The organism is Autumnicola aciditolerans, assembly GCF_041679265.1.
Taxonomy (GTDB): domain Bacteria; phylum Bacteroidota; class Bacteroidia; order Flavobacteriales; family Flavobacteriaceae; genus Autumnicola.
In genome coordinates this window covers 42,452-56,941 of record NZ_JBGFSM010000017.1, presented here as the reverse complement: position 1 = coordinate 56,941, position 14,490 = coordinate 42,452, and the positions used below count along the sequence as shown (strand labels likewise).

The window sequence follows — 14,490 nt, the reverse complement described above, 5'->3', positions numbered from 1 at the left end:
CAATCATTCAACATGAAGAAATTTTCTTGTCTTTTAATTACCTTATTATGGGGTGGCTTATTTTCTGTCCTTTCACAAACTGTTCCGATACAGGGAACGGTAACAGACGAAAATAACGTACCACTTTTGGGTGTTAACGTATTGGTAAAAAACAAAAATAATGGTACAACTACAGATTTTGATGGAAATTATTCTGTAGATGTGGAAGTAAATGATACTCTTGTATTTTCCTACCTAGGTTTTAATAACAAAGAATTTGTTATTAATGAGGCTCAAACCCTGAACGTAACCTTAGAGGAAAATCAAAGTGACCTTGAGGAGGTGGTGGTAGTGGGATATGGTACGCAGAAAAAAAGTGTTGTAACAGGAGCCATCTCAAGTGTCAATTCTTCAGATCTTGAAACACTGCCAATAAACACCGTAGGAGAAGCTTTACAAGGGCGTACTTCCGGATTAACCGTTGCTGCGTCCAGCGGGCAGCCTGGTTCTGGTGCTACAATAAGGGTGCGGGGAATTACTACTTTAAACAATAATGACCCATTATGGATTGTTGATGGAGTTGTAGTTGATAATGGCGGAATTAACTATTTAAATCAATCTGATATTGCTTCCATAGAAGTTTTAAAGGATGCGGCCTCCCAGGCGATATATGGGGCAAGGGCAGCCAGTGGGGTTATTCTTATAACCACCAAATCTGGTAAAGAAGGCAAGATGAAGATCAGTTATAACACCTACGCGGGATTTTCAGAACCCGCAGCTAACATTAACCTCACCAATGCTACAGAGTATGCCATTCTACGGAATGAAGCTAGCGTAAATGATGGTGGAGATGTGGTTTTTTCGGATTTAAGTACTTTTGGAAATGGAACAGATTGGCAGGATGTTATTTTTAACGATTCAGCCTTTAGACAAAACCATGAACTTAGCCTTAGCGGAGGTAGTGATGTTTCCAGCTTTTATTTTTCATTTGGTTATCTGGAGGAAGAAGGTATTGTGGCGACAGATATCTCTAACTATGAACGTACCAACCTACGTCTGAATTCTACTCATGATATCACCCGTTGGTTAACTTTCGGGGAAAATTTTGGTTATTCCAGAAATAAAAGTGTTGGAATTGGAAATACCAATAGTGAATACGGTGGACCACTAAGTTCAGCCATCAATTTAGATCCTCTAACACCAGTAATAGTGACAGATCCGGAGAGACTGGCCCAATTTCCATACAATCAAGACCTACCTTTTCTTCGGGACGCCAATGGAAATCCCTACGGTATTTCCCAAAACGTCGCTCAGGAAATCATAAATCCGTTAGCTTATATCCAAACGCGTCTAGGTAACTTTGGCTACAGTGACAATTTTGTAGGAAATGCTTTTGTGGAAGCGGAGCCCCTCGAAGGCTTGGTTTTCCGTTCTAATTTTGGTGCAAAACTATCTTATTGGGGTGACGAGTCCTTTACCCCCATCAACTATTTAAACGCTTCTACAAGTACTGCTCAAACTTCCTTTACCAGAAGTAATAATAATAAACTTGATTACAATATAGAGAATACAGTCTCTTATTCAGATCAAATTGGAGAACATGATTTTACTATACTTTTAGGTCAGGGAGCATACAAGGAAAATGAAGCCAAAGGATTAAGCGTAACCAAGTACGGAATTCCTGTTGATAATTTTGATGATGCTTCTTTAAATTTTAATGTACCTGAAGATGACATAGTGGCCAATGGGTATGAAAATGTGCCACATAAAGTTGCTTCTCTTTTTGGTAGAATAAACTACAACTATGGTGAAAAATACCTTTTTAGCGGCATAATTCGTAGAGATGGATCCTCACGGTTTGGTGCCAATAGCAAGTATGGTATCTTTCCTTCAGCATCAGTTGGCTGGGTGGCCTCTAGAGAAAACTTCTGGGGTGCGAATAATCCTGTTAGCTTCTTTAAATTTAGAGGAAGTTATGGAATTGTGGGTAATGATAACGTTGGAGATTTGGCTTTCCTTTCTACTATTGGTTCCGGAAGAAATTATGCTTTTGGAGATCAAGTGGGGAGCTACGATGTTGGATACAGTCCTGATGCACCTGCCAACCCAGATCTCAAGTGGGAAGAAACCAGTCAGTTGAACATTGGATTTGAATCCCGATTTTTAAATAACTTTTCCCTTGAAGTGGATTGGTATAGAAAAGAAACAACAGACATTCTATTATACCCAAGAATTCCGGCCTTTGCGGGGGTTATAGGAAACCCAGCCCGAAATGTTGGAGACATGAAAAACACAGGGGTAGAAATGAATTTAGGATATTCATTGAGCGGGGAAGATTTTGGTCTTTCTGCCAATGCAAATGCCTCTTACCTCCGTAATGAAGTTACCTTTTTAGGTGATGGTCAGGAGTACCTGGACGGTGGTGTGGCATTCCAATCAAGTACTTTCCCTATTACCAGGACTGCTGTAGGAGAAGCAGTAAATTCCTTCTATGGTTTTAAAACTTTAGGAATTTTCCAAACTCAGGAAGAAATTGATAATTATACAAATGCTGAAGGGCAGCTAATTCAGCCAGATGCTGTTCCAGGAGATTTTAGATGGCAGGATACCGATGGGAATGGTTCTATTAATGAAGCAGACAGAGTTTTTATTGGGGACCCAACTCCTGATTGGTCGTATGGTATTACTATAAACGGCTACTATAAAAACTTTGATTTTACTGTATTTGGACAGGGGGTGGCAGGAAACCAGATATTTCAGGGGCTCCGCAGGTTGGATATTGCAAATGCCAATTATCCCGCTAAAGCTCTTGAAAGATGGACTGGGCCAGGAACTTCTGATTCATTTCCGAGGATGACAAATGACGATCCAAATAATAACTATAGTAATCCTTCTGATTTTTATCTGGAAGACGGAGATTACTTCAGGATTAAAACGGCCCAGGTAGGATATAGCTTGCCCAAAAGTGCTCTTTCTAACATCGGTTTTGAAAAAGTCAGGGTTTATGTAATGAGCGAGAACCTTTTCACCTTTACAAAATACTCTGGTTTTGACCCTGAAATTGGCGGTGGTGTATTAAGTATAGACAGAGGTATATATCCGCAGGCAAGATCTTTTATGCTTGGGGCATCAATTGGATTTTAATTGTAAAAAATTTAAAAAGATATTATTATGAAAAAAATAATGAGATATGTAGCAGCCGTTGTTTCAGCAGCTACTTTGATTGCGTGTAGTGAGGATTATCTAGAGGTTGAACCAAGAGGTCAAAGCCTGGAATCAAACTACTATCGTAATGCAGAGGAAGCCTATAATGGTTTGGTTGCAGCTTATGATCCGGTGGGGTGGATAGGAGGTAATTATGTAGCAAAAGAATTTGCCTTAAATGTTGCCTCAGATGACTTTTATGCAGGAGGTGGAAATTCACAGGATGTTCCGGCTATTCAGGCCTGGTCCAGTTACACCTTAGACCCTGCCACTGGGCCACAGGAAGAATTGTGGAGAAGAAGTTATTCCGGAATCTACAGGGCAAACGTACTGCTGTCTAAATTGCCAAATACAGAAATGGATGAGGAATTAAGAAGCAGGTTCGAGGCAGAGATGAAATTTCTTAGAGCGTACTATTATTTTGATTTGATCAGGTTATTTGAAAGTATTCCTTTATTTACTGAACCTGTTGCAGTTAGTGAACTAGGGAATGCCGTGCAGGTAGATCGTTCCGAAGTTTTTGCTCTTATAGAACAAGATCTGGTAGAAGCTATTCCTAATTTGCCTGCAGAGCTAGATTTGGCAACTGAAGCAGGTAGGGCAACACAAGGTGCAGGAAAGGCTTTACTGGGAAAAGTTTACCTACACCTAGAAAGATTTGAAGAGGCAGCACAACAACTTCAGGAGGTTAATGGAACTCCTGGTGGCACCAGTCAGTATGGTTATCATCTTCTTGATAACTTCGGTGACCTATTCCAAAATGAAAATCAGTTTAATGAGGAATCAATATTTGAGGTTATTCATACTTCTGCTTCAAATTGGGGGGACTGGGGTTGTATTGGATGTACAGAAGGTAACCTGCTAAATCAAATGTCAGCACCCCGTGGATATAATGTTCTTCAACAAGGCATGGGGGCACCCGATTTTATTGCCGGCTGGGGTTTTAATATACCAACCGAAGAATTGGCTGATGCTTTTATTTATAGCGATGGCAGCTATGACAATAGATACAAATACACCATTAGTAATCTTGACAGTCTTGCACAATTAGGAATTGTTTCTTATGAGGAAAGCTATCAGGACACCGGCTACTTTTTGAAGAAATTTGCCGGAGAACAGGAAGACCGCTCTACAGGCGGAGGTAATTTTGAGCTTAACTGGCCTCAGAATTTCTATGATATAAGACTGGCTGATACCTACCTCCTGGAAGCAGAAGCTTTAGTGAGGGGAGGTGGAGACTCCAACAGAGCACAGGCACTGCTGGATGCCGTAAGAAACAGGGTTAATGAGGAATCGATCCCTGCAACTTTTGAAAATATCCTTAGGGAAAGAAGGTTGGAGCTGGCGGGAGAAGGACATCGCTGGTTTGATCTCCAAAGAGCAGGTTTAGCTGCTCAATATTTGGAATTTAAAGGATATGTGGAAGGTAAACACGATAAGCTGCCAATTCCCTTACAAGAATTAAATAACACACAATTAGAGCAAGATCCTGCTTATCAATAAATGCGATTATTCAACAGTAAATAAACAGTATGAAGAATATTTTTAGAATAATAATAGCCGTTTTTGTCAGTACTTCTATAGTGAGCTGCGATAAGGACGATGATGATTTGGGAATAGATCTTGAAGGTATGGCCGCTCCTTCCAATCTTGGGGCTACTTTTAAGATTACCCAGGACAATACAGGACTGGTAACTATAATCCCTACCGGAGAAGGCGCTAACCTTTTCAGTATTGATTTTGGTGACGGTTCAGAAGTTTCCGGAGAAATAAGACCAGGCCAGGCTGTAGAACATGTTTATGATGAAGGAGACTACCAGGTGGAGGTAACAGGGCAAAACCTTAATGGCGTAACCGCCAGTGGTACCCAAAATCTTACGGTTTCTTTCAGGGCCCCGGAGAACCTTGTGGTAGATGTGGTCCAGTCAGAAAACAACCCTAAGAATATTACTGTTTCCGCGACTGCAGATTATGCTACCATGTTCAATGTTTACTTTGGAGAAAATGAAGATGAAGAGGCCACCGCTTTAATGCCCGGAGAAACCCTGGACTATACCTATTTAGCTCCCGGGGATTATGATCTTAGAGTGGTTGCCTTAAGTGGGGGTGCAGCTACTACTGAAGAAACAGTAGTGGTAACAGTTCCTGAAGCAGAGCCTGCCAAACTTCCCATTACTTTTGACGAACAAAATGTGAACTACGCTTTCTCTACCTTTAACGGCACCAGTTTTGAAGTGGTGGATAACCCTGATTTTTCCGGAGCAAACAATGAAGCCTCTATGGTTGGTGCGATCACCAATTCTGGCGCAGCTTATGAAGGTGGGGCCTTCAACCTGGGAACACCGGTAGATTTTAGTGTGGAGAATAAAACCATTACGATGAAAATGTGGTCTGATGTAGCCCTGCCCGTACTTTTAAAGTTTGAAGGGGGTGTTAATGGAGAAAGACAAACTGAAGTTACGGCTAACCACGAGGGAACAGGTTGGGAAGAGTTAAGTTTTAATTTCGCCACAGATGCAGTAAAAAGCTACGTAGATGGTGCCGGGGACAATGGGGAAGCCTTTGTGCCTACCGGCCAATATGGAACAATGGTGATCTTCATTGACGGGCCTGGTACTACTGCGGGAACTTTTTATGTAGATGATATTATGAAAGCGGCTCCCGGGCTTCCTGAGTCCCCGGTAATAGCAGCTCCAACCCCTACGTTACCTGAAGAAGCTGTAATTTCATTATTCAGCGATGCATATACCAATGTGGCCGTGGATACCTGGAGAACAGACTGGTCTGCCGCCACCCTGGAAGATGTTGAGATTGATGGGAATGCAACCAAAAAATACAGCGCGTTAAATTTTGTGGGAATAGAAACTGTAGGATCACAAATAGATGCTTCTGAAATGACCCATTTCCATACCGATATCTGGACGAATAATGCCACGGTGGTTAAGGTTAAACTGGTAGATTTTGGACCTGATGGCGGCTACCAGGGAGGCGATGATTCTGAACACGAAATAACAATTGAAAATCCAACCCAGGGAGAATGGGTGAGCCTGGATCTTGCTTTAGAAGATTTTGAAGGGCTTACAGCAAGGGCAAATATTTCTCAGCTAATCTATTCCGCCACTCCGGTAGGAGAAGCAACGGTCTTTATAGATAATGTATATTTTTATGATGAGACTGCCCTGGGCCCTGATGAACCCGAAGCGGCGACACCAACACCAACTGCAGATGCAGCAGATGTGCAATCTATTTTTAGTGATGCTTACCCAAATCCATCAGGAGTGAATTATTATCCGGACTGGGGGCAGTCTACTACTTATGAAATGCTAAGTATAGATGGGAATGAAGCCATCAAATATGCCAACGCAAATTATCAGGGTATTGATATTGGAGAAGATATAGATGCGACTGCATATACCACAGTGCATATTGATGTATGGTCTGGAGATTATACCAGCATTCCATTCTTCTTGATAAGCAGGTCTGGAGAGAAACCTGTAAGTATTAGTGTTACACCAAATGAATGGAACAGTGTGGAAATTCCGTTATCAGAATTTACAGACCAGGGACTTGACATTAGTGATATATTTCAGTTTAAGTTTGATGTTCAGCCAGATAACGGGGGAACATTTTATATAGATAACCTGTATTTCCATAATTAGAAAAAATGATCAAAATGAAGAATATATTAGGAAGATTCATATTCATTTTCGTTCTCACTGCAGGCTTCCAATCCTGTGTTGAAGACGATTATGAAATAGGAGAAATAACTGCTCCCACCAATTTGAGCGCTGAGGCCGATGTTACTGGTCAATCCAATGAGATGCCACAGGGAGATGGTAGTGGCGAAGTGACCTTTAATGCCACTGCCGATGGGGCAATGACGTATAAATATATTTTTGGAGATGGAAACACCAGTATATCCTCCAATGGAGAGATAACCCACCAGTTTTCAGAGACCGGAATATACGATGTAAGCATAATAGCTTATGGGCCTGGCGGTACCTCAAGTTCAATGACCATAGGGGTAGATGTATTTGTAAACTATTCTCCGCCAGATGACCTTATAGATAAGTTAGTGGGAGATGGATCCAAAGAATGGAGGATTAAAGCTGAAGCCCCCGCCCATTTTGGGCTTGGTCCCGTGGGTGGTTTAAATGGACCTGAATGGTATGCGGCCGGGGCAAATGAGAAGGCAGGCGCCGGTATGTATGATGACCGGTATATATTTCAGGAGGATCGTACCTTCGTTCATATCACCAACAGTACCAACGATGAGCCGGAAACAAATCCGGAGGGAACCATCTTTGGAAGGATCAATCTGGTAGACGAATTAGGAGCCGGAGCAGGCGTAGTGGAGGGAGCAGATGTGCTTAATGTACCTTACAACGATTATACAGGAACCTGGAACATCGCTGCCCCGGGAGGTGTGGAAACCATTGCTCTTAATGGTACAAGTTTTATAGGTTACTATACCGGGGGAGACCACCGCTATCAAATTGTGGACAGATCTGTACCAAACGAATTATGGCTAAAAACCACCGATGGAAATGGTGAATTTGACTGGTGGTTTTTACTGACTTCAGATTCAGCAGAAGAACCAGAAGAGTTCGAAACCCAGTTTGAAGACCTGCTTTGGGAAGACGATTTTGAAGGCGACGCCCTGGATACCGATACATGGAATTATGAAACCGGAAATGGCAACAATGGCTGGGGCAATAATGAAGTTCAGTATTATACCCAAGATAACGTAAATGTTGAGGATGGTAACCTTATAATTACCGCAAGGCGTGAAGCAGAAAGCGGTTTCAATTTTACTTCAGCCCGTATCAATACCAAAGATAATTTTGAATTTACCTATGGGAGAGTAGAAGTACGTGCAAAAATGCCTGAAGGTGGCGGAACCTGGCCTGCCATCTGGATGTTGGGAGCCGATTTTGATGAGGTGGGCTGGCCGGCAACCGGAGAAGTAGATATCATGGAATGGGTGGGTAATAATCCAGGCAGAACTTCTTCAGCCTTGCATTATCCTGAACATTCCGGTGGAAATGCGGTGGTAGGCGATACCCAAATTCAAAATGCCACTTCCGAGTTTCATTTGTATGAAGCGGAGTGGACAGAGGAGAATATTACTTTTCTTTTAGATGGCGAAGTGTATTTTACTTTTGATAATGACGCCTCTACCCCATTTAATAAAGACTTGTTCTTAATTCTTAACGTTGCCATGGGGGGTAACCTTGGAGGGGAAATAGATCCTGCATTCCAGGAAGCTTCCATGGAAATTGATTATGTAAGGGTTTATCAATAGGAAATAATTTAAATACAGGCCTGTTTAAAAAAAGCTTTTTTTTCTGAAGAAATTCAGCATAGAAAGGAAATAAATTTTTAAACAGGCTTTTTATTACTCAAAGATGAAGAAAAATAGCATATTGCTCGTCTTACTGCTGCTCGCTCAGCTGGTAAGCACTGCCCAGAATTCAAATATCAAAAGCTCCGTTAAAAACGTAGAATCCAAAGTAGATTCTATACTTTTTATGATGACGCTTGAAGAAAAGATAGGGCAACTGGTGCAGTATAACGGGAGCTGGGACCTTACCGGCCCTGCTTCTGAAGTTGGAAATAAGCAAAAGGAAGAACAGCTTAAAAAAGGCCTTGTAGGGGCGATGCTTAACGTTCTTTCTGTAGATGCCACGCGGGAAGCGCAAAAACTGGTCATGGAAAATTCCCGGATTAAAATTCCGTTGATGTTTGGTTACGATGTGATTCACGGCTATAAAACCATCTTCCCGGTGCCCCTTGGGGAAACTGCCAGCTGGGACCTTGAGGCGATGGAAAAATCTGCGCGTATTGCTGCGGTAGAGTCGGTAGCCGATGGGGTAAACTGGACTTTTTCGCCTATGATAGATGTTTCAAGAGATGCACGATGGGGAAGGATCATGGAAGGATCGGGCGAAGATCCTTATCTCACTTCATTAGTAGCAATAGCCAAAGTGAAAGGCTACCAGGGAGATGACCTGGCCGACAGTACCACCATTGCCGCCACCGCGAAGCACTTTGCCGGTTATGGTTTTGCTGAAGGAGGGCGCGATTACAATACTGTGAATATTGGAGAAAACGAACTTCATAATATGATCTTACCTCCTTTTAAGGCTGCGGCAAACGTTGGAGTGGCTACTTTTATGAACTCTTTTAATACCATAGACGGTACGCCGGCCACCGGGAACAAAATGCTGCAGCGCGACATCTTAAAAGGCGACTGGAACTGGGATGGATTCGTGGTTTCAGATTGGGGCTCTATCACCGAGATGATCTACCACGGCTTTGCCAAAGACAAAGAGCAGGCCGCAGAAATTGCCCTTAAAGCAGGCAGCGATATGGATATGGAAGGCGGCGCTTATGAAGCCGGCCTTATGGATCTAGTGCAGGAGGGGAAAATAGACGAGAGCCTTATCAATGAAGCCGTAAAAAGAATTTTGCGGGTCAAGTTTAAAATGGGGCTTTTTGAAGATCCTTACCGCTACGCAAACCCGGACCTTGCCAAAGAAATTTCCTATGAACAACACCGGGAAGTGGCACGTGATATTGCTAAAAAGTCCATCGTTCTTCTAAAGAATGAAAATGAGCTTTTACCCATAAAACCTTCAGTAAAAAATATAGCAGTGATTGGGCCCCTGGCAGATGATAAAGATTCACCTATAGGGAACTGGCGTGCCCAGGCAGAAGCAAATTCGGCGGTTTCAGTATTAGAAGGTATTAAAGCAGCTGCAGGAGATGATGTAAATATCACCTATGCTGAAGGTGCCAAATTGGGAATTGGGGAAAGAAGCTTTTTAATGCCGCTTAAGATCAATGAAACCGATCGGTCCGGTTTTTCGGAAGCCATCGAAAAAGCCAAAAATGCCGACCTGGTGCTTATGGCTTTAGGAGAAGATGCTTTCCAGACGGGAGAAGGAAGGAGTCAGGCGAAAATTGGCCTGGCAGGGCTTCAGCAGGAATTGCTGCAGGAGATTTATAAGGTGAATAAGAATATCGTTTTGGTGCTTATCAACGGCAGGCCTATGGAAATTACCTGGGCTGCAGAAAAAATGCCGGCTATTGTGGAAGCATGGCAGCTGGGCAGTGAAAGTGGCCATGCCATAGCCGATGTCTTGTTCGGGAAATATAATCCTTCGGGCAAGCTTCCGGTTTCTTTTCCAAAAGCAGTGGGACAGGAGCCGCTATATTATAATCAAAAAAGCACCGGCCGCCCATATAGCGAAGAACACGTGACGTTTTCCACCTATACCGATGTTGGCAAAGATCCGCTGTATCCTTTTGGTTATGGCTTGAGTTATACCACCTTTGAATATGGCGATCTGAAGCTTTCTTCAGAAGAAATGAATGAGAATGGTGAAATTACAGCCAGTATTTCGGTTACCAATTCCGGTGACGTGGAGGGAAAGGAAGTCGTGCAGCTGTACCTTCAGGATCTTGTGGCCAGCAAGGCGCGGCCGGTAAAGGAACTTAAAGGCTTTAAAATGATTGAGCTTGCTCCCGGGGAAAGCAAAACCGTAGAATTCAGTATAGATGAAAAAATGCTGGAATTTTACACTGCAAATCAAAAATGGGAAGCTGAAGCCGGGGATTTTAACGTGTTTATCGGCGGAAATTCCAGGGATGTAAAAAAAGCGCAGTTCACCCTGAACAAGTAAAAGGTCCAGTCATGTTGAAACCCATAATAAGAACATTATCCCACGCAGGGATACGTCCTAAACCTTTCATCAAATATCTTTGAAGCTACTGTGTTTATTTTGTTTTTAGTTTTTTAGATAAAGGGATTGTTTTTGACTTTATAGCTTTTATAATTTCCTCCGGGCCTATCGAAAGCTTAGCGTGAAATTTGAAGTGAAAGCACCGTAAAATTTTAGGTTGTTTGAGCCTGACCTTTTTCTCTCTTTAGTTGAATTACAGTGGCGAGTTCCTAAAATTTAGGTGCTGAACAAAAAATTTAGATAAGCTTTCGTAAGCCTAGACTTTTTTGTTTCTTTTTTGGGCGATGCAAAAAAGAAATAGTTTATAGGAACTTTTGTGCTGAAATGAATTTCAATTTTTTTTATGACAGGATTGGTTTTTATTGAATCCGACCATTGTAGGGAGAGGAATGCACAGGTAAAAAAATGAACAAATATGAAACAATACGAATTTTTAATGATCGAAGGGAAAATTTGTTACTGTAAAGAAAACGTCAATGATAACCTGTCTGCCGACAAGCCATGCTTGTTTCAGCATCTCCTTCGTGAACTACACGAATTATTCTGAAATATGAAAATTTAAAAAATAATATGATGAAAAAAGGCAAATTTTGGATAGCAGTTTTAGCAATCGCGCTGCTTCCGCTTTCAATCAAGGCCCAAAAAGTGATCTTCGAAGAAAACTTTGATGGCAATAAGCTGAATATGGAAAACTGGAGCTATGAAGAAGGAGACGGATGTCCCAACCTTTGCGGCTGGGGTAATAACGAGCGCCAGGTTTATGACCGCAAATACGTTGAGGTAGCGGACGGCAAACTGGTTATTACTGCGGTTAAAGATGGAGATAAGTATTATTCCGGAAAGATCAATTCCAAAGATAAAGTGGAGTTTAAGTATGGTGAAATTGAAATTAAGGCAAAAGTAGCAACAGGGCAGGGGATCTGGCCTGCCTTCTGGATGCTGGGCAGTGATATTGGTGAAATTGGCTGGCCGGCTTCGGGAGAGATCGATATTATGGAATATGTGGGCCGCGAGCCGAATACCGTTTATACCACGCTACATTATCCCGCCCATCATGCGGGGAATGCCAGCTCAAAAAAGACCATTATTGAGGATATAGAAGAAGGATATCATATTTTTAAGGCGGTATGGACTGCCGATAACATCGAATTTTTCGTGGATGGAAATTCTGTTTATAATTTTATTCCTGAAAAATATAATGAAGAATATTATCCTTTCCGGAAAGCCTTCTACTTTCTGATTAATATGGCGGTTGGCGGCAATTTTGGAGGCCCTGAAGTAGATGATTCCATTTTTCCGCAGAAATACTATGTAGATTATATAAAAGTAACACAACTGTAAAACTAAAGTTCCGGAAAAGTCTAATCTTTTGTAACTATCAGTCTTGTCACAAAACTATCAAATTGGATTAAATGGGAAATCCTGCAAGGTTTAAAAACCTTATAGGTGTATTTTTTTTGAAGGTTTTTATAGCACTTTGGGGAATTTGAAATCAAACCACTAGTTATAGTCCTTTAAAGATTTCGGCTGTTTTTCCAGTGACTACATAATTCTAAAAGCTATGAAAAATGCGTAATATTTATCTACAGATTTTATTTTTGATCACGGCTTTTTTAGCCGCCGAAATGCTACAGGCTCAACCCGTAAATGAGAATGTTCAAAAAGATACAGATACCATTTTTTTCGAGGATTTTTCTAATGTTGAGCTGGACCGGACGAGCTGGAATGTAGTTGGTGCAGATTTTCACGTGAACAATGAGCAACAGGTTTATATAGATTCTTCCGCTACAATTTACCTGGAAAAGGAAGAAGAGGCCATGGGGGCAAAAAATGGGGCCTTGGTTTTAAAAGCGCTTTATGCACCAAATTTTGGAGCCATCAACGGGAAAAATTTTGATTTTATCTCCGGAAGGATCAATACCAGGGATAAAGTAATGTTTACCTATGGTACAGCTGCTGCCAGGATGAAACTGCCGGCAGGTTCAGGCTTTTGGCCTGCATTCTGGGCCCTTGGAGGAGGAAACTGGCCGGCCACAGGAGAAATTGATATCATGGAATACGTAGGCGAAACCGATTGGATTGGGGTGGCACTTCACGGCCCTGGTTATTCTGGAGAGACCCCGCTGGTAAATAAATATTATTTTTCTGAAGGGGAGGATGTCACGGGGTGGCATGTATATTCGGTAGACTGGGACTCACAGGGATTGAGTTTTAAGGTGGACAACAGATTGGTTTACAGGGTCACAAGGGAAATGGTAGAGCATTATGGAAATTGGGCTTTTGATAATCCTAAATATTTAATTTTGAACCTGGCTTTAGGCGGTGCGTATCCTGAAAAGACCAATGGCGTGGAGGAGCCATACCCGGGAATTCCAGAAGCTACGGTTCAGCTTATTAAGGATGGAAAAGCAAAGGTTCTAATAGACTGGGTACTTGTAACGCAATAGAAGAGGAGAGCTGGTAAGAAATTTTTTGCGCAGAATTGTTATCATATCAAAGTAGCTGAAAATGTCGTAAAGATTGGTTAGAATGCCGGGAAGTAGAAGAAAAAGCTTTCTATTGCTGAAGTTTTATTTGTTTTACTTCAGCAATAGAAAACTCAATATATTTTAATCTTATCGTAGATTTAACCCAGCAGTTCCTGCTGAATATAATTATAGCTCTCTGTCAGGCTTTTATACGGCTCCATTTCAAAATTTTCCTGTTCCAGGATTAAATGTTTTGCCCCTGATTTTTTCTGATGATCAAAGATCTTGTTGTAATCTATAGAGCCATTTCCAATTTCGGTATTCAGTTCGTGATTGGTTTTGCTCATGTCTTTAACATGCCATAGTGGAAACCTGCCGGGATATTTTTCAATTAAAGCTACGGGATCTGTGCCTGCTCTTACCACCCAGTAAATATCCATTTCAAAAGACACCAGGTCTTTTTCTGTATTCTTCAGCATGATTTCATAAGCTGTTTCCCCGTCAAATTTATCAAATTCAAAATCGTGATTGTGATAGGCCAGTTTTAAACCTGCTTTTTTACATGCTTCCCCGGCTTCATTCAATTTATCGGCCAGCCTGCCGTAGTTGTTCCTTAATCCTTCAGAAAGGTAAGGAATAATAACATATTTTTGTTCCAGGGTATTGGCGGCTTCTATGGCATGCATCAGCTCATCTTTGGTGCCGTTTTCCTTCAGGTAAGGATCCATTCCATAATGGCCGCTAGGGGTAGATAGTCCGTTATCGTCCAGCATTTTCCTGAATTCTTTAAGGCTGGTGCCCCAAAATCCATTATCTGTGGAATAGCCGTAGGTTTCCACCTCGTTAAAGCCCACTTTGGCTATTTTCTCAAGGGTTCCTTTTACATCCTGAGGAAGGGATTCCCGCAGGGAATATAGCTGTAGGCCCACATTGTGTTTGCTGTTGCCGGCAAAGATGCTTCCGGGCAAAAGTGTAGTAGCCGCAAGTGCGAGGCCAGATTGTTTTAGAAATGTTCTTCTATGTATCATGATGTTTATTTTGTTTTTCTAAAAAGTTTAGAAGTTAATTAAATATTCCAAAAATTTTCTCTT

Annotated in this window: 8 protein-coding genes; 7 read left to right on the top strand and 1 reads right to left on the bottom strand. The window is 41.8% G+C overall.

What is annotated here, in order from left to right; all coding sequences use genetic code 11:
• Positions 1 to 12: 12 nt before the first annotated feature.
• From AB8M93_RS16195 to AB8M93_RS16165, 7 genes are all read left to right on the top strand, one after another.
• Positions 13 to 3,123: a SusC/RagA family TonB-linked outer membrane protein gene (locus tag AB8M93_RS16195; RefSeq protein WP_373059592.1), complete on the top strand. Its 3,111-nt coding sequence runs from the start codon at positions 13 to 15 to the stop codon at positions 3,121 to 3,123.
• A 27-nt stretch (positions 3,124 to 3,150) separates the two neighbouring features.
• Complete coding sequence (locus AB8M93_RS16190) at positions 3,151 to 4,686, top strand: RagB/SusD family nutrient uptake outer membrane protein (RefSeq protein ID WP_373059590.1); 1,536 nt, start codon at positions 3,151 to 3,153, stop codon at positions 4,684 to 4,686.
• 29 nt (positions 4,687 to 4,715) lie between these two features.
• Positions 4,716 to 6,842, top strand: coding sequence for a hypothetical protein (locus AB8M93_RS16185; RefSeq protein ID WP_373059588.1), 2,127 nt, complete (start codon positions 4,716 to 4,718; stop codon positions 6,840 to 6,842).
• 14 nt (positions 6,843 to 6,856) lie between these two features.
• Entirely contained in the window at positions 6,857 to 8,488 is a 1,632-nt protein-coding gene (locus AB8M93_RS16180) for a family 16 glycosylhydrolase (protein WP_373059586.1), read from the top strand.
• A 103-nt stretch (positions 8,489 to 8,591) separates the two neighbouring features.
• A complete protein-coding gene (bglX, locus tag AB8M93_RS16175; RefSeq protein WP_373059584.1) occupies positions 8,592 to 10,871 on the top strand; it encodes a beta-glucosidase BglX in 2,280 nt (759 codons plus the stop codon).
• 630 nt (positions 10,872 to 11,501) lie between these two features.
• The gene (locus tag AB8M93_RS16170; RefSeq protein ID WP_373059582.1) at positions 11,502 to 12,272 is read left to right on the top strand and encodes a glycoside hydrolase family 16 protein; all 771 of its coding nucleotides are present in this window, start codon (positions 11,502 to 11,504) and stop codon (positions 12,270 to 12,272) included.
• Between the two features lie 227 nt (positions 12,273 to 12,499).
• The gene (locus AB8M93_RS16165) at positions 12,500 to 13,378 is read left to right on the top strand and encodes a glycoside hydrolase family 16 protein (protein WP_373059580.1); all 879 of its coding nucleotides are present in this window, start codon (positions 12,500 to 12,502) and stop codon (positions 13,376 to 13,378) included.
• Positions 13,379 to 13,557: 179 nt separating this feature from the next.
• On the opposite strand, the gene AB8M93_RS16160 is transcribed toward AB8M93_RS16165, so the two are convergent.
• Complete coding sequence (locus tag AB8M93_RS16160; RefSeq protein WP_373059578.1) at positions 13,558 to 14,427, bottom strand: TIM barrel protein; 870 nt, start codon at positions 14,425 to 14,427, stop codon at positions 13,558 to 13,560.
• Positions 14,428 to 14,490 lie beyond the last annotated feature (63 nt).

Bases quoted from the DNA above. Each gene is read 5' to 3' on its own strand.
- AB8M93_RS16195 (WP_373059592.1), top strand. From the start codon at position 13: ATGAAGAAATTTTCTTGTCTTTTAATTACCTTATTATGGGGTGGCTTA.
- AB8M93_RS16190 (WP_373059590.1), top strand. From the start codon at position 3,151: ATGAAAAAAATAATGAGATATGTAGCAGCCGTTGTTTCAGCAGCTACT.
- AB8M93_RS16185 (WP_373059588.1), top strand. From the start codon at position 4,716: ATGAAGAATATTTTTAGAATAATAATAGCCGTTTTTGTCAGTACTTCT.
- AB8M93_RS16180 (WP_373059586.1), top strand. From the start codon at position 6,857: ATGAAGAATATATTAGGAAGATTCATATTCATTTTCGTTCTCACTGCA.
- bglX (WP_373059584.1), top strand. From the start codon at position 8,592: ATGAAGAAAAATAGCATATTGCTCGTCTTACTGCTGCTCGCTCAGCTG.
- AB8M93_RS16170 (WP_373059582.1), top strand. From the start codon at position 11,502: ATGATGAAAAAAGGCAAATTTTGGATAGCAGTTTTAGCAATCGCGCTG.
- AB8M93_RS16165 (WP_373059580.1), top strand. From the start codon at position 12,500: ATGCGTAATATTTATCTACAGATTTTATTTTTGATCACGGCTTTTTTA.
- AB8M93_RS16160 (WP_373059578.1), bottom strand. From the start codon at position 14,427: ATGATACATAGAAGAACATTTCTAAAACAATCTGGCCTCGCACTTGCG.